This window comes from Erwinia sp. HR93 (assembly GCF_034555055.1).
Classification (GTDB): Bacteria; Pseudomonadota; Gammaproteobacteria; order Enterobacterales; family Enterobacteriaceae; genus Apirhabdus; species Apirhabdus apintestini.
This window is the reverse complement of record NZ_JAXUDP010000001.1, coordinates 3723758-3744549: the sequence shown is the minus strand read 5'-3', so window position 1 is coordinate 3744549 and position 20792 is coordinate 3723758. Positions and strand designations below refer to the sequence as shown.

Sequence of the window (20792 nt, the reverse complement as noted above, 5' to 3'; positions counted from 1 at the left end):
CATACGATGCATATCAAAAATATTCAGGCGTACAGCCCCTATAATACCGACCAAAATTGATACCGGACAATATTATGTCAACAAGCTCATTTAACCGCCGCTGGGCGACGGTGATTCTGGAAGCGCTGACGCGCCACGGTGTGCGTCATATCTGTATTGCGCCCGGGTCGCGCTCGACGCCGTTGACGCTTGCAGCGGCGGAAAATGACGCTTTTATTTGCCATACGCATTTTGATGAGCGCGGGCTGGGGCACCTGGCGCTCGGACTGGCAAAAGCGGGCGATGCCCCGGTGGCAGTGATCGTCACGTCAGGAACCGCAGCAGCCAACCTCTATCCGGCAATTATCGAGGCGGGGTTAACCGGGGAGCGGCTGGTGATGCTCACCGCCGACCGCCCGCCAGAATTGATCGACTGTGGCGCTAACCAGGCGATTCGCCAACAGGGGCTTTTCGCATCCCATCCATCCCAGACGCTCTCATTACCGCGCCCGGCGCGGGAGATCTCCGCGCGCTGGCTGGTTTCGACGATTGATAGCGCGTTAGGGCAGCTTTCTGCTGGCGCGCTACACATCAATTGCCCGTTCGCTGAGCCGCTCTACGGTGAGATGGATAATGAAGATTTGGGATGGCAGCAGGCATTAGGCGACTGGTGGCAGGGAGAGCGCCCCTGGCTGCAGATGCGCAGTGTCGCAGCAGCGCTAACGGAGCCGGACTGGCCGCTTTGGCGGCAGCGGCGCGGCGTCATCGTCGCCGGGCGCCTTAGCGCGCGCGATGGCGAACGCGTGGCGGCCTGGGCTAAGGCGCTGGGTTGGCCGTTGATAGGTGATGTCTTATCGCAAACCGGCCAGCCTCTATCCTGCGCCGATTTGTGGCTGACGCACCCGGATGCCGTAACGCGGCTCAGCGAGGTGCAAATTGTGGTGCAGTTTGGCGCCAGTTTAACCGGCAAACGGCTGCTGCAGTGGCAGGCTCACTGCCAGCCGCAAGAGTATTGGTTAATCGACGCGCTGCCCGGGCGTCTCGATCCCGCGCAGCACCGGGGGCGTCGCCTCACGGTAAACCCCGATGAATGGCTACAGGCGCACCCTGCAGATAAGGTACCGCGCACGCCCTGGGCACCTGAGCTTTCCGCGCTGTCCTCCCGCGCATACCAATTTGTGGCAAAAGAGTGCGTTAACTCTGGTGAAGCGCAGTTGGCTCATCGCCTGCCTGAACTACTGCCTGAAGCGGGGCAACTGTTTCTCGGGAATAGTCTGGTCGTACGCCTGGTTGATGCGTTTGCCAAAATGCCGCAGGGATATCCGGTTTGGAGTAATCGCGGAGCCAGCGGTATTGATGGGCTTATTTCGACGGCGGCAGGCGTGCAGCGCGCCAGGCCTTGCCCGACGCTGGCCGTCGTTGGCGATCTCTCTGCGCTGTACGATTTGAACAGTCTGGCGCTGCTGCGCCAGGCGCCGGCGGCGTTTGTATTACTGGTGATTAATAATAACGGCGGGCAAATTTTTTCCATGCTGCCTACGCCGGAATCCGCCCGTGAGCGTTTTTATTGTATGCCGCAAAACGTAGAATTTGCGCATGCCGCGCAAATGTTTGGCCTGCACTATAACGCCGCAGAGAGCTGGCCTGAGCTGGAGCGGGCGCTATCGACCGCCTGGCAGCGCCCGGGGGCGAGCGTTGTAGAGCTTAAAGTGGCGCCGACCGCTGGTATTCAAACCCTGCAGCGGCTGCTGGAAAAGGTGAGCCTGCTGTGATACTGCATGTAGAGACAGCGCCGGGTCGCTTTCCGGGGCGCCCCTGTCTGGTATGGCTACACGGGCTTTTAGGCTGCGGCGCCGAGTGGCGTGAAGTCGCCGACGCCTTTCACGACTGGCCGCAGATGTGGGTCGATTTGCCCGGTCACGGGGGATCGGCGCAGGCAGTGACGACAGGGTTTGACGACGTTAGCGCGCGGCTTAGCGCGACCCTGCTGGCGCACGGCATTACGCGCTACTGGCTGGTAGGCTATTCGCTGGGCGGACGTATCGCTATGTACCACGCCTGTTATGGGGACGCCCGCGGGCTAGAAGGCCTAATCGTTGAAGGCGGCCATCCGGGGCTTGAGGATGCGGCGGCGCGTGAGATACGTCTGCAACATGATAGCGGCTGGGCTGAGCGCTTCCGGCGCGAACCGCTGCGTGAAACGCTCCAGGCGTGGTATCGCCAGCCGGTGTTCAGTGATTTAAACTCGCAGCAGCGTCAGGCGCTTATTGCTCTGCGCACTCACAATTGCGCACGGGGCGTGGCGGCGATGCTGCAAGCAACCTCGCTGGCGCATCAGCCTGATTTGACCGGCGCTTTACGGCGGTTGCAGATTCCCTTTTTCTATTTTTGCGGCGAGCGCGATGTGAAATTTCAGGCGCTGGCCCGGGCGCGGGGGCTACCTCTGCGCGATATCCCGGCGGCGGGGCACAATGCACATCGGGAAAATCCGGCGGCATTTCGTGCCGCGCTCCATGAACTATTGCTTGCTAACGATGAGGATCCGGCATGATTTATCCAGACGAACAACAGCTTTATGCACCGGTAGAGTGGGACGATTGCTCTGAGGGATATACGGATATCCGTTACCATAAATCCGCTGACGGGATTGCGAAAATAACGATTAACCGCCCGCAGGTGCGCAACGCCTTTCGTCCTCAGACGGTAAAAGAGATGCTACAGGCGCTGGCGGATGCCCGCTACGACAATAACGTTGGCGTTATCGTACTGACCGGTGAAGGTGATAAAGCGTTTTGCGCCGGCGGCGATCAGAAAATTCGTGGCGATTACGGTGGTTATAAAGATGACAGCGGCGTGCATCACCTTAACGTGCTGGATTTCCAGCGCCAGATCCGCACCTGCCCTAAACCGGTAGTCGCGATGGTGGCGGGCTTTGCCATTGGCGGCGGCCACGTATTGCACATGATGTGTGATTTAACGATAGCTGCAGAAAACGCGATGTTTGGCCAGACTGGCCCTAAAGTCGGTTCTTTTGACGGCGGCTGGGGCGCGTCGTATATGGCGCGTATCGTTGGTCAGAAGAAAGCGCGTGAAATCTGGTTCCTGTGCCGACAGTACAACGCGCAGCAGGCGTTAGAAATGGGTCTGGTAAATACCGTTGTGCCGCTGGCCTCTCTGGAGAAAGAGACCGTTCGCTGGTGCAGAGAGATGCTACAGAACAGCCCGATGGCGCTGCGCTGTTTGAAAGCGGCGCTCAACGCTGACTGCGACGGGCAGGCGGGACTGCAGGAGCTGGCCGGAAATGCGACGATGCTATTCTATATGACCGATGAAGGCCAGGAAGGGCGGAACGCCTTTAATGAAAAACGCACGCCGGACTTCAGCAAATTTAAGCGGAATCCGTAATGCGTCAGGCGCAGGTTTGGCGCTATGCCCTGCCAATGGATGCAGGAGTTGTGCTGCGTGAACGGCGCCTTAAACAGCGCGATGGTCTTCTTATTTGCCTGCGCGAAGGCGCGCACTGTGGCTGGGGCGAAATTACGCCGCTGCCAGGGTTTAGCCTGGAAACGTTGGAGCAGGCGCAGGCCGTGGCGCTGGCGTGGATTGCGCTCTGGCTGCGCGAGCAACCGGCGCCGCTGCCTGATGCTCCGGCTGTGGCTTTTGGCCTGAGCTGCGCGCTGGCCGAGCTGGCGGGTGAGCTGCCGGAAGACGCGGATTTTCGCTGTGCGCCTTTGTGTGCGGGCGATCCTGACGCACTGTTCGCAGCGCTGGTCGCAACGCCCGGTGACAAAATAGCAAAGATGAAAGTAAGCTTGTATGAAGCGGTGCGCGACGGTTTACAGGCCAGTATGCTGCTTGAGGCTCTGCCGGATTTGCGCCTGCGGCTGGATGCCAATCGCGCCTGGACGTTGGAAAAAGCGCGGCAGTTTGCGCGCTATATTTCCCCGGCACTACGTGCGCGTATCGACTTTATTGAAGAGCCCTGCCAGACGCGCGATGCATCGCGACAGTTTGCGCAGGAGACCGGCATTGCTATTGCCTGGGATGAGAGCGTGCGCGAAGCCGACTTTCGCATCGTGGCTGAGCCGGGACTGGCAGCCCTGGTGATTAAGCCGACGCTGACCGGCAGCCTGACTCAGATCCACAGTCTTATTGGACAGGCCCATGCGCAGGGATTAACCGCGGTGATCAGCTCGTCGCTGGAATCCAGTCTTGGCCTTACGCAGCTGGCGCGCATTGCGGCCTGGCTGACCCCCGGAACATTACCCGGGCTGGATACGCTGTCTTTGATGCGTGCGCAATTGGTGCGACGCTGGCCGGGTAGTGCGCTGCCCTGTCTGGAGACCGGAGCGCTGGAGGTGGTGCTGTGACGTTTGCAGACTGGCCGTGGCGACACTGGGGCAATATCCAACGCGATAAGACAGCGCTAATCATTGATGACTTGCCGCTTACCTGGCAGGCTCTGTGCCAGCGTGTTGACAGGCTGGCAGCCGGGTTCATTGCCCAGGGCGTGCGGGAAGGTGACGGCGTTGCTTTACGCGCGGCGAATAGCCCGTCGGTGCTGCTCGCCTGGCTGGCGCTGATGCAAAGCGGGGCGCGCATTCTGCCCATAAATCCCAAATTACCGGCAATGTTGCTGGGGGAATTACTGCCAGCAATGACGCTGCGCTTTGCGCTGGATCTGGCGGGCGATGCCATGACTCTGAATTTTACGCCGCTAACGCTTTGTGAGTCGCATGAGTCTGATGCGGTTCAGGTGCCGTGGCGTGCGGACAGGCTGGTATCCATGACGCTGACGTCAGGCTCAAGCGGCTTGCCGAAGGCGGCGGTGCATACGCCAGAAGCCCATCTGGCCAGCGCGGAAGGGGTGTTGACGCTGATGCCGTTCAGGCACGGCGATAACTGGTTATTATCGCTTCCGCTATTTCACGTTTCCGGGCAGGGGATCCTCTGGCGCTGGCTGCTGGCGGGGGCGACGATAACGGTGCGCGACCTGCACCCACTGCATCAGGCGCTTGCCGGCTGCACCCATGCGTCACTGGTACCGACCCAACTGTGGCGGTTATTAACCCAGTCGTTATTGCCGAAATCGTTAACACACGTACTGTTGGGCGGTGCGGCAATTCCGGTCGAGTTGTCTAAAGAAGCGGAAGCGCGCGGGGTTAACTGCTGGTGCGGCTATGGCTTAACCGAGTTTGCCTCAACGGTTTGCGCAAAGCGTGCCGATGGCTTACCCGATGTAGGGTATGCGCTGGCGGGCAGAGAAGTGAAGCTGATCGAGGGTGAGATTTTGCTGCGCGCTCGCAGTATGGCCAGCGGATACTGGCGTAATGGCAAGCTGGCTGCGCTGTCGGATGAAGACGGGTGGTTTCACACCCGCGATCGCGGGGCGCTGGAGCAGGGCAAACTTACGGTGATTGGGCGGCTGGACAATCTTTTTTTCAGCGGCGGCGAAGGTATTCAACCAGAAGACGTTGAGCGGGTGATCGTCCGACATCCTGAAGTCAGCCAGTGTTTTGTTGTACCGATAGCCGATGCTGAATTTGGGCAGCGTCCGGTAGCCGTGGTCGAGTGCGCGCAGGCGTTAATTCCTGAATCTCTGGCCATATGGGCGACGGATAAGCTGGCTGGTTTCCAGTTACCGGTGCGCTGGCTGCGGCTGCCGCAGGCGCTGGCAAACGGCGGGATTAAAATTTCGCGCCGGGAAGTACAGCGCTGGGTAGCGGCGGGCGGCCAGGACGCGCCGTGATTACCTGCCTGTGGGGCATCAGGTGCCGATAAGCAACGGGCACGATAACTCGGGCTGATAACCGGAAGAGATTAAGTAAAAAAACCGCGCTTCGGCGCGGTTTTTGGCTATCACAAACGTGAAATTAAAACGGGCGATGAGCGCGCTTATTTCACCTTTAACGCATTCAGCGCGCTCTGTACGCCGGCGCCGTATTCCGGATGTACTTTAGCGAAGAGCGCTATTTGACGCTGCTGGATATGCTCAGGAACCTGTACCAGTTCACCGGCGATGCGCTGGAACATACGCTGATGTTCCTCATCGCTTAGCAGCTCGTACAGTTTGCGCGGCTGGCTAAAATAATCTTCGTCTTCACGGTGATTCCAGTGATCGGCTGCGCCCTCAAGCGATAGCGGTGGTTCGCTATAGTCTGGCTGCTCCTGAAATACCCCGAAGCTGTTAGGCTCATAGGTCGCGCCGTTGCCGCTATTGCCGTCAATGCGCATAGCACCATCGCGGTGATAGTTATGGAACGGGCAGCGCGGGGCGTTGACCGGGATTTGATGATGGTTCACGCCAAGGCGGTAGCGATGGGCATCTCCGTAAGAGAATAAGCGGCCCTGCAGCATGCGATCCGGGGAAAAGCTAATGCCAGGAACAATATTCGCTGGCGACATTGCAACCTGCTCGACCTCAGAGAAATAGTTTTCCGGATTGCGATTTAGCTCCAGCTCCCCTACTTCGATTAGCGGATAGTCGCCGTGCGGCCAAATTTTGGTTAAATCGAAAGGGTTGTACGGGACTTTAGCGGCATCGGCCTCTGGCATAACCTGGATGTAGAATTTCCAGCGCGGGAAGTCGCCTTTTTCAATAGCCTCATACAGATCGCGCTGAGAGCTTTCCCTGTCTTCGGCAATAATAGCGCTGGCTTCGTCATCCATCAGGTTCTGGATGCCCTGCTGGCATTTCAGGTGGAATTTCACCCAAAAACGCGCATTCTGCGCATTAATAAAGCTGAAGGTATGGCTACCGAAACCGTGCATGAAGCGGTAACTGCGCGGCAGCCCGCGGTCGCTGTAGTCAATAGTTAGCTGATGCAGAGCTTCGGGCAGGTGGGAGAAAAAGTCCCATTTATAGATTGGGTTACGCAGGTTAGTGCGCGGATCGCGTTTCACGACGTGATTTAGATCCGGAAATTTTAATGGGTCGCGCAGATAGAATACCGGTGTATTATTGCCGACTAAATCCCAGTTGCCTTCCTCCGTGTAGAACTTCATAGCGAAGCCGCGAATATCGCGCTCGGCGTCTGCTGCCCCACGCTCACCGGCGACGGTGGAAAAACGCAGGAACATATCCGTTTTTTTGCCCGGTGCCGAGAACATTTTTGCACGAGTATAGCGGCTAATGTCTTTTGTAACGGTAAAGGTGCCGTAGGCGCCGGAACCTTTAGCGTGCATGCGTCGCTCAGGAATGACTTCACGATCGAAGTGAGCCAGTTTTTCAAGGAACCAGACATCCTGCAGCAGCATGGGCCCACGCGGGCCCGCGGTCATCGAGTTATTATTATGGGCCACGGGAACGCCTGCGGCGGTGGTCAATCCTTTTTTACTCATCTATTGTCTCCATGAAAGAGTAAGGAAAATGTTTTGCATGCTTTTTTATATTATGCGAAGCAATAACTTACGTTACGTCTTATTTTACCCTACTTGTTGATCGCGCGCAATTTGGCTTTTTCTATTACAGCCATACGTTTTCCTATCGCCAGAAATGTGAAAGCGATAACTTTTTGCTGTATAGAACTCGCCTATGTGCCGCCGCCCGGGCTATGTCCCAAAGCGATGTGCCGGAAATGTGATACACCACGGCGAGTTAGGGCTTTTTTTGCCAGTCTCTGGCTAATGCTGACAGCGGGATAAAGGTTTTGGCGTTTTGGATTTGGCTACATTAATAGTCTGCGTTTGAAGGAATGGACTGGGCGACAGCGCGGTTTGCGCGATTTGCTCAGTGGGTCGAAGCAGAGCGGAAGCGCTGATACCGACCGACTTGTGAAAACAAACGTGACGTAACGCACTTCTCTTTTGTCACCTGAAAAGGATTTTATTATGGCAGTTCGCGGCTATCCGTTTACGGCAGGCGTGTTGTTAGCGCTTGCCTTTTTTACCTCATTTTTCGCCCGGGCTACGGAGCAGACTCAGACTCCTGAGCTGACGTTTTATCTGGTCCGACACGGTCAGACCTGGTCCAATATCCGTGAAATGACCGTTGGTGGTGGGGGTAACGCGCCGTTAACGGATAAAGGGCGCTATGATGCGCGCAGTCTGGGGTTGGGGCTGGCAGATGTGCCGTTTATTGCCGCCTATAGCAGTACGCTGGGGAGGGCGATTGAAACCGCAGGCTATATTGTCGAGCGGCGTAATTTATCTCCTGTACGCCATCTTGAGGATCTGAAGGATATTGGCTGGGGAGAGGCTGAAGGCGGGACAGTGGATGAGTTGACCCAGCGCTTTGGCCATTCGGGCAATGACTTTTTATTTTATTTTGGCCGCTGGGACGATGCGCATTTTCATTCGCCCGTGAAGGCCGAAACGATGTATCAGTTTCGCCAGCGTTTTGATAGCGCTTTGCGCTCAATAGCGCAGCGCCATCAGGGGCAAAGCGGCAATGTTCTGGTTGTCGCCCATTCATCATTAGGCTTTTATTTGCAGCAATTTCGCGGCGATGCGCCGCTGGCGCATCTTTCCAATACCAGCGTATCGGTGTTGAAATATCGCAGCGGGCGCTTTCAGTTAGTCGACTTTAATAACAGCGATTATCTACAGCGTGGCCGCGAAGCGATGGAGGCTCAGGGGGCTTATCACGTCGTACTATTGGCTAACCCTTTAACGTTACTGCATCAGCGCGGCGTGATCGAGGGGTTGACGGATTCAGACTATACCCAGGCTGGGCTGGCAGCGAATCAGACGCTAAATCGCCGATTCCATGATATTCAGCCTGCGGCTATCTGGAGCAGCCGCCTGAGACGAGCAGATAAAATGGCCCATGATGTTTTTGCCGGACGCCGGGTTGCAGAGGTTGCGTATGATGACAGACTGAATGAGCTGTTCGTCGGGCAGCTTGAGGCAACACCGTTAGCCGATTTGGCGGCGGACAGCGCGCTTGTCTCTCGGGGGCAAATTACACATTTCTCGCCGGCCAAAACGGGAGAGAGCGGACAGGTAGCGGCGTGGCGCCTGCAGCAATTTTTAAATGAGACGTTGCCTCGTTACACTCCGCAGCAGGGGCCAGTAATGGTGTTTACGCACCCTTATATTATGCGCGCGTTTGCAGAGCGTTATGTGCCTGGCTGGCGAGATGATAATAGCGACGGCGTGAAAATAATGGAGCTTAATGTTAATAATGGAATATACAGCATTAAACAAGCGGAAACGATTAAGCCAAGATAAAAGCGTAAATAATAAGGCGTACTCGCCGACTTTTATCCGCTAGCTATTTATTCAAATTAACGGTGAGGTTTACTGCTTCACCGTTTTTTTATTGTCTGACAAATTAAGCCGGGTGCCTGGATTATTAATCGGTAGAGGTGGTCAGTGAAATTGTACAGGCCAAACGATGACACTTTTTTACCCGCGTTAACCATTGAGTATCGCATTGCCTAATCTGGCTAATCTCGGTATTTACTTATCGGCATCGAGTTAAATCGTCTATTCCTTCATTAATCATTCGCCGCTAACGGAAATATAATAAAGGCATAATGGATTTTTTTACATCCAACTGATTAACTATTTTAATTTCAAGTGGTTAGGTTATGATGCCGCCTTTGGTATCATGGTTCTACTCTGCGATTATCGGTATTGTATAAATAGCCCTGCTCTTTATAAGACTTAATTAGATAATTTCGCCTGCGCTAAATTATAAATTCTTATTGCCGGTGTGAGCGAAAACGAAATAAAACGCAAAAATAACGCGTCAGAATGTGTTCATTTCTGTACTTTTGTAATAATGATGCAACATAATGTGCGATGTTTCACAGTACAATGCCGGGTTTTCCTGCATCATCATGCGCGAAAAGGAACATGATATGTTTCGAGTGCCAGCAATGAAAATAACAGAAGACAATAAAAGAGCGATTATCGCCACGGAGGCTGCATGCTAAGTATTTTTAAACCTGCCGCGCATAAGGCGCAATTACCAGCGGAAAAAATAGACCCCACTTATCGGCGTTTGCGCTGGCAAATCTTTATGGGCATATTTTTTGGCTATGCGGCCTATTATTTAGTGCGTAAAAACTTTGCATTGGCGATGCCCTATTTGGTTGAACAGGGGTTCTCGCGCGGGGACCTTGGGTTTGCACTATCCGGTATTTCTATTGCCTACGGCATTTCTAAATTCATCATGGGATCGGTATCTGACCGCTCTAATCCGCGCGTTTTTTTGCCGGCGGGGTTAATTTTGGCAGCGCTGGTCATGCTATTTATGGGATTTGTGCCTTGGGCGACATCCAGCATTATGGTGATGTTTGTACTGCTATTTTTGTGCGGCTGGTTCCAGGGAATGGGCTGGCCACCGTGTGGTCGTACCATGGTGCACTGGTGGTCGCAAAAGGAGCGAGGCGGCATTGTTTCCATCTGGAACTGTGCGCATAACGTCGGTGGTGGTATTCCGCCGCTGCTGTTTCTTCTTGGGATGGCATGGTTCAATGACTGGCACGCGGCGCTATACATGCCCGCGCTGGCTGCAATCCTGGTCGCCTTTTTTGCCTTCGCCATGATGCGCGATACGCCTCAGTCGTGCGGTTTGCCGCCGATAGAGGAGTATAAGAATGACTACCCGGACGACTACAGCGGCTCTCATGAGCAAGAGCTGACCGCAAAACAGATTTTTATGCAATACATTTTGCCCAATAAACTGTTGTGGTACATCGCTGTTGCAAACGTGTTTGTTTACCTGCTGCGTTACGGCATTCTCGACTGGTCGCCGACCTATTTGAAAGAGGTGAAACACTTCACGCTGGATACTTCATCCTGGGCTTATTTCTTCTACGAATATGCGGGTATACCGGGCACGCTGCTGTGCGGCTGGATGTCTGACAAAGTCTTTAAAGGTAATCGTGGCGCAACCGGTGTTTTCTTTATGACGCTGGTCACTATCGCGACCATCGTGTACTGGCTAAACCCGGCGGGCAATCCCGGCGTGGATATGGCCTGTATGATTATTATCGGCTTTCTGATTTACGGGCCGGTAATGCTGATAGGCCTGCATGCGCTGGAACTGGCGCCGAAAAAAGCGGCGGGAACAGCAGCAGGTTTTACCGGGCTGTTCGGCTACCTGGGTGGCTCGGTCGCGGCCAGCGCAATTGTCGGTTATACCGTTGATTTCTTCGGCTGGGACGGCGGCTTTATGGTGATGGTCGGCGGGAGCGTACTGGCGGTGATTTTACTGCTGGTGGTGATGCTGGGTGAGCGTAAACATCATCGCATGATGAAAACCCGGTCATAACAGGAGTAAGCGATGACAAACTCATTGGTTTTATGGGGAAGTAGCCTGCTGCTGGCAGGGATAATGGTGAGCGCGAGCGCGGCTACGCCTGAGAAAATCGTTATCGCGCATCGGGGCGCCAGCGGTTATCTCCCTGAGCATACGCTACCTGCAAAAGCGATGGCCTATGCGCAGGGAGCGGATTTTCTTGAGCAGGATTTGGTGATGACGAAGGATGACCAGTTGGTTGTGCTGCACGATCATTACCTGGATCGCGTTACCAACGTCGCGCAGCGGTTCCCCGATAGGGCGCGTAAAGACGGGCGCTACTACGCGATTGATTTTACGCTGGCGGAAATAAAATCCCTGAAATTTACTGAAGGGTTCGATATTAAAGACGGCAAGCCGGTGCAGACTTATCCGGGCCGATTCCCGATGGGTAAATCAGATTTTAGGGTTCATACCTTCCAGGAAGAGCTGGAGTTTATTCAGGGGCTGAATCACTCAACCGGGAAAAATATCGGTATTTATCCGGAAATCAAAGCGCCCTGGTTTCACCATCAGGAAGGGAAAGATATTGCGGCGCGGGTGCTGGATGTATTAAAGCAATACGGCTATACCGGGCGTGAGGACAATGTTTATCTCCAGTGCTTTGATGTAAATGAGCTACAGCGGATTAAAAAAACGCTCATGCCGGAACGGGGCATGAATTTGAAGTTAATTCAGCTTATCGCCTACACTGACTGGCATGAAACGCAGTGGCGCAAACCCGATGGTACATGGGCTAACTACAGCTACGACTGGATGTTTAAACCCGGCGCCATGAAACAGATTGCGCAATACGCCGAGGGTATCGGCCCGGACTATCATATGCTGGTGGCCGATGGCGCAACTAAAGGCCATATTACGCTGACGGCCATGGTGAAAGAGGCGCATGCCAGCAGGCTTGCAGTGCATCCGTTTACCGTTCGATCGGATGCGCTACCGAACTATGTGTCTGATGTTAATCAGCTTTATGATTTGCTGTATAACAAAGCCGATGTCGATGGGCTGTTTACCGACTTCCCGGATAAAGCGGTGAAATTTCTGAATAAGAATTGATATTGGTTACGCAGCGTTAAATCAAAAAGGGCCGATTTCGGCCCTTTTTGCTGTCTCAGAGTGGGCCATTTATGGCCGCTTTAGCACCGATTCATGGGCGTTTCTCTGCGGTTTAATTCGGCGTTTTGTGAGTGAGTTAACCTGCCGAATGCGTAGTTGCTGCCGATGTCGACTCGTATCGCTGTCGGCAGAGGGGATTGACGCGCTGATGCAGGGCTAAATTCTGCGTGCGGGCTGGAGGAGGGGCTAAAGGGGTTAGCCCACGCAGCTAAAGTGCTGCGCGCAGCAGCTATATATCGATTTCCACATCGCCGCGCGCCTTGCAGCAGCACGGCAGAATTTCGCCCGGCTGTATGAATGCCAGCGGTGTATTTATCCAGTGAACTTCTCCGGCGACGAGACGCATACGGCAGGCGCCGCAGTAACCTTCACGGCACTGATATTCCACCGCGACATTATGAGACTCCAGCGCCGCCAGCAGCGACGGATGTTCATCGCTGCACTGGAGATCGGTGCCGGAGACGCTTAGCCGGATACGCGTGTTAGCCATTAGAGCTGGAAGTTACTCAGGTCATCGGCATCAATATTCGAATCTATTTGCCCGACCAAATAAGAACTCACTTCCACTTCCTGCGGTGCGACCTGTACATTATCAGAGACCAGCCAGGCGTTAATCCACGGAATAGGGTTTGAGCGCGTCTGGAACGGTAGATCCAGGCCCACCGCCTGCATGCGTATATTAGTGATATATTCCACGTACTGACACAGGATATCTTTGTTCAGCCCAATCATAGAGCCGTCGCGGAACAGGTAGTTTGCCCACTCTTTTTCCTGCTGAGCCGCCATAACGAACAGGTCATAGCACTCCTGCTGGCACTCTTTAGCGATTTCTGCCATTTCCGGATCGTCTTCACCGCTGCGCATCAGGTTTATCATGTGCTGAGTGCCGGTGAGATGCAGCGCTTCGTCGCGAGCGATAAGGCGGATAATTTTCGCGTTGCCCTCCATCAGTTCGCGTTCTGCGAAGGCGAAGGAGCAGGCAAAGCTGACATAGAAGCGAATCGCTTCCAGGGCGTTAACGCTCATCATGCACAGATAGAGCTTTTTCTTCAGCTCATGCAGGTCAACGACGACAGCTTGGCCATTGATATGATGCGTACCTTCACCGAGCAGATGCCAGTAGCTGGTGAGTTCAATGAGATCGTCATAGTAGTTAGAAATATCCCGGGCGCGCTTGAGGATCTCTTTGTTGGTGACAATATCATCAAAAATAATCGACGGGTCGTTAACGATATTGCGGATAATGTGCGTGTAGGAGCGCGAGTGAATCGTTTCAGAGAACGCCCAGGTTTCCACCCAAGTTTCCAGCTCCGGAATTGAAATCAGCGGCAGCAGCGCGACGTTAGGGCTGCGGCCCTGAATAGAATCCAGCAGCGTCTGATATTTTAGGTTACTGGTAAAAATATGTTTTTCATGTTCCGGCAGTGCCTGGAAATCAATGCGATCGCGTGAAACGTCCACTTCTTCCGGGCGCCAGAAAAAGGAAAGCTGTTTTTCAATAAGCTTTTCGAAAATTTCATATTTTTGCTGATCGAAACGGGCCACGTTAACCGGCTGACCGAAGAACATGGGCTCTTTAAGCTGGTCGTTTTTCGTCTGTGAAAATGTGGTGTATGCCATGAGTGTATTCCTGTGAATCAGAAAAAAGGGATGGGCTGCGCCATCCCTCTGTCGTCAGATCTTACATGCGCCGCTTTCGCAGCCGTCATCCTGGATAGAAGGCGCCAGATCGTCCTGGGTATCTTCTGCGCCGTCGCGAGTGTTCTGATAGTAAAGTGTCTTCACGCCGAATTTATAGGCTGTGAGCAAATCTTTCAGCAATTGTTGCATCGGCACCTTACCGCTCGGCCAGCGCTGAGGATCGTAATTGGTATTTGCTGAAATCGCCTGATCGATAAATTTTTGCATGATGCCGACCAGCTGGAGATAACCGTCGTTGTTGGGCAAATCCCACAGCAGTTCATAGTTATCTTTCAGGCGCTCATATTCCGGGACGACCTGGCGTAAAATACCGTCTTTCGACGCCTTAATGCTGATATGACCGCGCGGTGGCTCGATACCGTTGGTGGCGTTGGAGATCTGCGAAGAGGTCTCTGACGGCATCAGCGCGGAGAGCGTTGAATTCCGCAGGCCGTGCGTCTTAATCGATTCACGCAGGCTTTCCCAGTCGTAGTGCAGCGCTTCATTGCAGATGGCGTCCAAATCTTTTTTATAGGTATCGATTGGCAGTATGCCCTGCGCCCAGTTGGTTTCATTAAACCACGGGCAGGCGCCTTGTTCTTTCGCCAGATCGTTTGAGGCTTTCAGCAGCCAGTACTGAATAGCTTCAAACGTTTTGTGAGTCAGGTTATTCGCGCTGCCGTCAGAGTAACGCACGCCGTGCTTCGCCAGATAATAGGCAAAGTTGATAACCCCGATGCCGAGCGTGCGTCTCCCCATGGCACCGCGTTTCGCCGCGGGAATCGGGTAGTCCTGGTAATCGAGCAGGGCGTCGAGCGCGCGCACGGCAAGAATGGCCAGCTCCTCCAGTTCATCGAGATGATTAATCGCCCCAAGGTTGAACGCGGAGAGCGTACACAGCGCAATTTCGCCGTTTTCATCGTTCACATCCTGCATCGGTTTGGTCGGCAGCGCGATTTCCAGACACAGGTTGGATTGCCGCACCGGGGCGATTTCCGGGTTAAACGGGCTGTGCGTATTACAGTGATCGACGTGCTGAATGTAGATACGCCCGGTAGAGGCGCGTTCCTGCATCATCAGAGAAAACAAATCGGCCGCTTTGACCTGGGATTTTCGTATGTTTTCATCATTTTCATATTGTACATACAGGCGCTCAAACTCATCCTGGTCTTCAAAGAAGGCGTCATACAGGCCCGGAACGTCGGACGGACTAAACAGCGTAATATCGCCGCCTTTTAGCAGGCGGGTATACATCAGTTTGTTGATTTGTACGCCATAATCCATGTGGCGAACGCGGTTTGCGTCAGTGCCGCGGTTATTCTTCAGCACCAGCAGGCTTTCTACTTCCAGGTGCCACAGCGGGTAGAATAAGGTTGCTGCGCCGCCGCGTACGCCGCCCTGCGAGCAGGATTTCACTGCGGTCTGGAAATGTTTGTAGAACGGAATGCAGCCGGTGTGAAACGCTTCGCCGCCGCGGATAGGGCTGCCCAGTGCGCGGATGCGCCCGGCATTAATCCCAATGCCCGCGCGCTGAGACACGTATTTTACTATCGCGCTGGACGTGGCATTAATGGAATCCAGACTGTCGCCGCATTCTATCAGTACGCAAGAGCTGAACTGGCGCGTTGGGGTGCGGACGCCGGACATAATCGGCGTCGGCAGGGAAATCTTAAACGTTGAGATAGCATCGTAAAAGCGCTTAACGTAATCGAGACGTGTTTCGCGCGGGTAGCCGGAAAACAGGCAGGCTGCGACCAGAATATAGAGGAACTGAGCGCTTTCGTAGATTTCACCGGTTACCCGATTCTGGACTAAGTATTTTCCTTCCAGTTGTTTCACCGCCGCGTAGGAGAAGTTCATGTCGCGCCAGTGATCGATAAAACCGTCAAGCTGGGCGAACTCCTCTTCCGTGTAATCTTCCAGAAGATGGGCGTCGTATTTGCCCAGCTCCACCATATTCACTACGTGGTCGTACAGTTTCGGCGGCTCAAACTGACCGTAGGCTTTTTTACGCAGGTGGAAAATAGCCAGCCGAGCGGCCAGGTATTGGTAATCCGGCGCTTCGCGTGAGATAAGATCTGCCGCGGCCTTGATTATGGTTTCATGAATATCAGAGGTTTTGATGCCGTCATAGAACTGAATCTGCGAGCGTAGTTCTACCTGTGAGATGGAGACGTTATTCAGCCCCTCGGCGGCCCAGTCCAGGACACGGTGAAGTTTATCCAGATTGATGCGCTCAGTGCGGCCATCACGTTTTGTAACCAGTAGGCTCTGATTCATGTGGGAAATACCTGTCCGTGAGATGAATATATCCCCTGCGTTTTATCCACAGAGTTCGTTTGTGACTAACTCTGTGGATAAATACTATATCTAGGGGCTTTAACATAAATGAATCACTATATGGTGAGTATTCTAGTAAGGAATCGCGCGAGGACAAGTATTGATTTTGTCATGAAATTAAGGTTGTGGATTTCAGATTATCGCGCAGCCCTCGCCGGCTATGGGCTGGTGTACTTGTCAATAATCCGTGAAAAAAAATCAAAATATGACTGAATGATGGTTTCTTAAACGTGTGAGAAATTATGCGCCCTGGCGCTATGCTTTGCTGTAAATTAATGAGCCTCGCAGCGAGGAAAATTAATCAATATTATATTTCAGTGGGTTGCCAGAAATCAGGTCAGATTTTTGCAATTGGCTGCGACAAGTGAAGCGGCGATCGGCGCGTTAACACGGTATGCGGCGGTTTTCGCACTATTTGGCGAACTGCGGCTCTTCACGCACTGGCGATGGTAGTCATGAGTTTACCCAGTGTGAATAGATATTATCTTTTAGTGCTGGTGAGTTTTCTGGTTAGCATGGCGGGCAATTTGGCCGCAAATTGGCAAACAACTGGCAGGGGAAATTATTGATGCCTGCGGCAGGGTAATTAAGGAGGAGTGTGGGTTAATATCAGCCCTGATACTGGCCTTTGCCGTACTGTTATCTTTTGTTAAGGCTGAAAGCCGTGGTTGTTAACTTTCTATCTACGCCGCCCTGCGGCTCCCTGCGGCGCTGCCGGGAGCCAGAAAGCGTTTAGCGGGCCTGGGTATGTACCATATAGTTAACGTCGACGCCGGGCGCCAGCCGAAAATGGTCGAGCAACGGGTTGTAGTGTAAGCCGGTCATATGGCGCTCTTGTAGCGAGGTTTCGTCGACCCAGCTTAGTAGCTCTGCTGGCTTGATAAATTTGCTCGCGTCGTGCGTGCCACGCGGCACCATGCGCAGAATGTATTCGGCGCCAATTACCGCCATCAGCCAGGACTTTCCGTTCCGGTTGAGCGTTGAAAAAAAGACGTGTCCACCGGGTTTTACCAGACGCGCGCAGGCATGTACCACTGAGCGCGGATCGGGAACGTGCTCCAGCATTTCCATACAGGTGACGATGTCATATTCTCCGGAATGCAGTTCCGCATGCTGTTCCACCGTTTGCTGCACATATTCAACCTGCGCGCCGCTTTCCAGTGCATGCAAACGCGCTATCTGCAGAGGCTCTGCGCCCATATCCAGCCCGGTTACGATGGCGCCTTCTTGTTCCATACTTTCACTTAAAATTCCACCGCCGCAGCCGACATCGAGAATTTTTTTCCCAAACAGGCCGCCTGCCCGATCGCAAATATAGCCAAGGCGTAACGGGTTAATGCGATGCAACGGTTTGAATTCGCCCTGCGGATCCCACCAGCGGGTGGCGACTGCTTCGAACTTTGCGATTTCGTGGCTATCGACATTCGGGGAACGCGCTGCATTTTCTGCATTCATGGGACGTTTACTCCTTGCTTTTATCATGCCTGCGAGTATATCAGGCCGCGCGCCTGAATAAAGCGCTGGCGCACGGCTTAACCGCTTACCTGAGTGCGCCGGGCTGTGTTATAATTTGCGACCTTTGAATCCGGGATATTAAAGAGGGATAGCGGTTACATGAGCGACCTTGCCAGAGAAATTACGCCGGTTAACATTGAGGAAGAACTGAAAAGTTCCTATCTGGACTACGCGATGTCGGTGATTGTTGGCCGTGCACTGCCGGATGTCCGTGATGGCCTCAAGCCGGTTCACCGTCGCGTTCTGTACGCCATGAACGTATTGGGCAACGACTGGAACAAAGCTTACAAAAAATCGGCCCGTGTTGTTGGCGACGTTATCGGTAAATACCATCCCCACGGTGATTCAGCCGTCTACGATACGATAGTGCGCATGGCGCAGCCTTTTTCGCTGCGCTATACGCTGGTAGACGGGCAGGGGAACTTTGGTTCTATCGACGGCGACTCCGCGGCGGCGATGCGTTATACCGAAATTCGTCTTGCAAAAATTGCCCATGAATTAATGGCCGATCTCGAAAAAGAGACCGTTGATTTTGTCGATAACTACGACGGGACGGAAAAAATCCCGGAAGTGATGCCGACAAAAATCCCTAATTTGCTGGTGAACGGCTCCTCCGGGATTGCGGTAGGTATGGCGACGAATATTCCGCCGCACAACCTGACGGAAGTGATTAACGGCTGTCTCGCTTATATTGATGATGAAAACATCAGCATTGAAGGGCTGATGGAGCACATACCGGGCCCGGATTTTCCTACTGCCGCTATCATTAACGGGCGTCGCGGTATTGAAGAAGCCTACCGCACCGGGCGTGGCAAAATTTACATCCGCGCTCGCGCAGAAGTAGAAGCTGACGCGAAAACCGGGCGTGAAACCATTATCGTTCACGAAATTCCCTACCAGGTGAATAAAGCGCGATTGATTGAAAAAATCGCCGAACTGGTCAAGGACAAACGCGTAGAAGGCATCAGCGCTCTACGCGACGAGTCTGATAAAGACGGGATGCGCATCGTTATTGAAGTGAAGCGCGATGCGGTGGGCGAGGTGGTGCTGAATAACCTCTATTCCCAGACGCAATTACAGGTTTCTTTCGGTATTAACATGGTGGCACTCCATCATGGTCAGCCCAAAATTATGGCGCTGAAAGAAATTCTGGAAGCGTTCGTGCGTCACCGCCGTGAAGTTGTGACGCGCCGCACTATTTTTGAATTGCGTAAAGCGCGCGATCGCGCGCATATCCTGGAAGCTTTAGCGATAGCGCTTGCCAATATCGATCCCATTATCGAGCTTATCCGTCGTGCTCCGACGCCGGCAGAAGCGAAAGCCGGGCTAATTGCCCAGCCGTGGGCGTTAGGTAACGTGGCGGCGATGCTGGAGCGTGCGGGCGATGATGCAGCGCGTCCGGAGTGGCTGGAACCAGAGTTCGGCATTCATGACGGTAAATATTATCTTACCGAACAGCAGGCGCAGGCTATCCTGGATTTGCGTTTGCAAAAGCTGACCGGCCTTGAGCATGAAAAGCTGCTGGACGAATATAAAGAATTGCTCGGACAGATAGCCGAGCTGCTGCATATTTTGGGTAGCGCTGAACGTTTGATGGAAGTTATTCGCGAAGAGCTGGAGCTTATTCGCGATCAGTTTGGCGATGAGCGCCGCACTGAAATTACTGCCAATAGCGCTGATATCAATATTGAAGATCTGATCAACCAGGAAAACGTGGTTGTCACGCTGTCGCATCAGGGCTATGTGAAGTATCAGCCGTTGACGGATTACGAGGCGCAGCGTCGCGGCGGTAAAGGTAAATCTGCCGCGCGTATCAAAGAAGAAGACTTTATTGACCGGCTACTGGTGGCGAACACGCATGACACTATCCTGTGCTTCTCCAGCCGCGGCCGCCTTTACTGGATGAAGGTATACCAGCTTCCTGAAGCCAGCCGAGGCGCGCGCGGGCGTCCAATCGTCAATCTGCTGCCGCTGGAAGCGAACGAACGCATTACCGCTATTCTGCCGGTGCGTGAATACGAAGAAGGTATAAATGTCTTCATGGCTACCGCCAGCGGAACGGTGAAGAAAACCGCGCTTACAGAGTTTAGCCGCCCGCGCAGCGCGGGGATCATCGCCGTTAATTTGAATGAAGGCGATGAGCTTATCGGCGTCGATTTAACCGACGGTAACGATGAAGTTATGCTGTTTTCGGCGCTGGGTAAAGTCGTGCGCTTTAAAGAAGATGCGGTGCGCACCATGGGACGTACCGCGACCGGGGTTCGAGGTATTCGTCTGGCAGAGGGCGACAGTGTGGTATCACTGATTGTACCGCGTGGCGAAGGCGCTATCCTGACCGTTACGCAGAATGGTTACGGTAAACGCACCTCCGCGGCAGAATACCCAACCAAATCGCGCGCTACTCAGGGCGTTATCTCCATTAAGGTTACTGAGCGAAATGGCCACGTTGTGGGCGCCGTTCAGGTGGATGACTGCGACCAGATAATGATGATAACCGACGCGGGGACGCTGGTGCGCACGCGCGTTTCCGAGGTCAGTATCGTTGGACGTAATACTCAGGGCGTTATCCTGATCCGCACTGCGGAAGAGGAAAACGTGGTTGGGCTGCAGCGCGTTGCAGAACCGGTGGACGAAGAGGATCTCGACGCCATTGACGGTACCGCCGCGGAAGGCGATGACGAAATCGCACCGGAAACCGAGGGGGATGATATGCCGGAGAGTGACGAAGAGTAATCTGGCGTTACTTTCATGGAAAACAGGCCGGCGCGGCAGCGTGCCGGCCTGTTTATTGCTGCCTCACAATCTCCTCCTGTGAGGCGGTGATTGATTGTTATCCCTGAATTCTGGCGTAATTCATCCCATTGAATTTACGTTTTTTCTCCCGTGTAGGCGCCTGGAAAGAAGCGCTTACCCC

14 protein-coding genes are annotated in these 20792 nt (G+C 53.8%); 9 read left to right on the top strand and 5 right to left on the bottom strand.

Going from position 1 to position 20792, the window contains the following annotated elements; translation table 11 throughout:
- Window positions 1–74: 74 nt before the first annotated feature.
- The 5 genes from menD to menE are packed head-to-tail and all read left to right on the top strand — an operon-like array spanning window position 75 to window position 5728.
- Window positions 75–1751 carry a 2-succinyl-5-enolpyruvyl-6-hydroxy-3-cyclohexene-1-carboxylic-acid synthase gene (menD, locus tag SFA31_RS17405; protein WP_322839117.1) on the top strand — a complete coding sequence of 559 codons (1677 nt, stop codon included), beginning with the start codon at window positions 75–77 and terminating at the stop codon, window positions 1749–1751.
- Window positions 1748–2530 (top strand): 2-succinyl-6-hydroxy-2,4-cyclohexadiene-1-carboxylate synthase, encoded by a 783-nt coding sequence (gene menH / locus SFA31_RS17400; RefSeq protein WP_416208341.1) that lies wholly within the window; start codon window positions 1748–1750, stop codon window positions 2528–2530. The genes menD and menH overlap by 4 nt, the downstream gene beginning before the upstream one ends.
- Window positions 2527–3384 (top strand): 1,4-dihydroxy-2-naphthoyl-CoA synthase, encoded by an 858-nt coding sequence (menB, locus tag SFA31_RS17395; RefSeq protein WP_322839116.1) that lies wholly within the window; start codon window positions 2527–2529, stop codon window positions 3382–3384. Before menH ends, menB begins: the two co-directional genes overlap by 4 nt.
- Complete coding sequence (gene menC, locus SFA31_RS17390) at window positions 3384–4349, top strand: o-succinylbenzoate synthase (RefSeq protein ID WP_322839115.1); 966 nt, start codon at window positions 3384–3386, stop codon at window positions 4347–4349. Before menB ends, menC begins: the two co-directional genes overlap by 1 nt.
- Entirely contained in the window at window positions 4346–5728 is a 1383-nt protein-coding gene (menE, locus tag SFA31_RS17385) for an o-succinylbenzoate--CoA ligase (protein ID WP_322839114.1), read from the top strand. The genes menC and menE overlap by 4 nt, the downstream gene beginning before the upstream one ends.
- Before the next feature lie 146 nt (window positions 5729–5874).
- Here the strand turns inward: menE and SFA31_RS17380 are convergent, their stop codons facing one another.
- Window positions 5875–7320 (bottom strand): catalase, encoded by a 1446-nt coding sequence (locus SFA31_RS17380; protein ID WP_322839113.1) that lies wholly within the window; start codon window positions 7318–7320, stop codon window positions 5875–5877.
- A 489-nt stretch (window positions 7321–7809) separates the two neighbouring features.
- On the opposite strand from SFA31_RS17380, the gene SFA31_RS17375 reads away from it, so the two are divergent.
- The 3 genes from SFA31_RS17375 (at window position 7810) to glpQ (ending at window position 12283) form a co-directional block, all read left to right on the top strand.
- Window positions 7810–9150: a histidine phosphatase family protein gene (locus SFA31_RS17375; RefSeq protein WP_322839112.1), complete on the top strand. Its 1341-nt coding sequence runs from the start codon at window positions 7810–7812 to the stop codon at window positions 9148–9150.
- A gap of 703 nt (window positions 9151–9853) precedes the next feature.
- Window positions 9854–11203, top strand: a complete 1350-nt coding sequence (gene glpT, locus SFA31_RS17370) for a glycerol-3-phosphate transporter (protein WP_322839111.1) — start codon at window positions 9854–9856, stop codon at window positions 11201–11203.
- Between the two features lie 12 nt (window positions 11204–11215).
- Window positions 11216–12283, top strand: coding sequence for a glycerophosphodiester phosphodiesterase (gene glpQ / locus SFA31_RS17365; RefSeq protein WP_322839110.1), 1068 nt, complete (start codon window positions 11216–11218; stop codon window positions 12281–12283).
- Between the two features lie 289 nt (window positions 12284–12572).
- Here the strand turns inward: glpQ and yfaE are convergent, their stop codons facing one another.
- The 4 genes from yfaE to ubiG all read right to left on the bottom strand — a co-directional run bounded on the left by yfaE (window position 12573) and on the right by ubiG (window position 17818).
- Complete coding sequence (gene yfaE, locus SFA31_RS17360; RefSeq protein ID WP_322839109.1) at window positions 12573–12833, bottom strand: class I ribonucleotide reductase maintenance protein YfaE; 261 nt, start codon at window positions 12831–12833, stop codon at window positions 12573–12575.
- Window positions 12833–13963 carry a class Ia ribonucleoside-diphosphate reductase subunit beta gene (nrdB, locus tag SFA31_RS17355; RefSeq protein WP_322839108.1) on the bottom strand — a complete coding sequence of 377 codons (1131 nt, stop codon included), beginning with the start codon at window positions 13961–13963 and terminating at the stop codon, window positions 12833–12835. The genes yfaE and nrdB overlap by 1 nt, the downstream gene beginning before the upstream one ends.
- A gap of 54 nt (window positions 13964–14017) precedes the next feature.
- Complete coding sequence (gene nrdA, locus SFA31_RS17350; protein ID WP_322839107.1) at window positions 14018–16303, bottom strand: class 1a ribonucleoside-diphosphate reductase subunit alpha; 2286 nt, start codon at window positions 16301–16303, stop codon at window positions 14018–14020.
- 792 nt (window positions 16304–17095) lie between these two features.
- Window positions 17096–17818, bottom strand: coding sequence for a bifunctional 2-polyprenyl-6-hydroxyphenol methylase/3-demethylubiquinol 3-O-methyltransferase UbiG (gene ubiG, locus SFA31_RS17345; RefSeq protein WP_322839106.1), 723 nt, complete (start codon window positions 17816–17818; stop codon window positions 17096–17098).
- 159 nt (window positions 17819–17977) lie between these two features.
- Here ubiG and gyrA point away from each other — a divergent pair, with 159 nt between their 5' ends.
- Window positions 17978–20611 carry a DNA topoisomerase (ATP-hydrolyzing) subunit A gene (gene gyrA, locus SFA31_RS17340; protein WP_322839105.1) on the top strand — a complete coding sequence of 878 codons (2634 nt, stop codon included), beginning with the start codon at window positions 17978–17980 and terminating at the stop codon, window positions 20609–20611.
- Window positions 20612–20792 lie beyond the last annotated feature (181 nt).

Bases quoted from the DNA above. Each gene is read 5' to 3' on its own strand.
- ubiG (WP_322839106.1), bottom strand. From the start codon at position 17,818: ATGAATGCAGAAAATGCAGCGCGTTCCCCGAATGTCGATAGCCACGAA.
- nrdA (WP_322839107.1), bottom strand. From the start codon at position 16,303: ATGAATCAGAGCCTACTGGTTACAAAACGTGATGGCCGCACTGAGCGC.
- gyrA (WP_322839105.1), top strand. From the start codon at position 17,978: ATGAGCGACCTTGCCAGAGAAATTACGCCGGTTAACATTGAGGAAGAA.
- glpT (WP_322839111.1), top strand. From the start codon at position 9,854: ATGCTAAGTATTTTTAAACCTGCCGCGCATAAGGCGCAATTACCAGCG.
- SFA31_RS17380 (WP_322839113.1), bottom strand. From the start codon at position 7,320: ATGAGTAAAAAAGGATTGACCACCGCCGCAGGCGTTCCCGTGGCCCAT.
- menC (WP_322839115.1), top strand. From the start codon at position 3,384: ATGCGTCAGGCGCAGGTTTGGCGCTATGCCCTGCCAATGGATGCAGGA.
- menD (WP_322839117.1), top strand. From the start codon at position 75: ATGTCAACAAGCTCATTTAACCGCCGCTGGGCGACGGTGATTCTGGAA.
- nrdB (WP_322839108.1), bottom strand. From the start codon at position 13,963: ATGGCATACACCACATTTTCACAGACGAAAAACGACCAGCTTAAAGAG.
- SFA31_RS17375 (WP_322839112.1), top strand. From the start codon at position 7,810: ATGGCAGTTCGCGGCTATCCGTTTACGGCAGGCGTGTTGTTAGCGCTT.
- menB (WP_322839116.1), top strand. From the start codon at position 2,527: ATGATTTATCCAGACGAACAACAGCTTTATGCACCGGTAGAGTGGGAC.
- yfaE (WP_322839109.1), bottom strand. From the start codon at position 12,833: ATGGCTAACACGCGTATCCGGCTAAGCGTCTCCGGCACCGATCTCCAG.
- glpQ (WP_322839110.1), top strand. From the start codon at position 11,216: ATGACAAACTCATTGGTTTTATGGGGAAGTAGCCTGCTGCTGGCAGGG.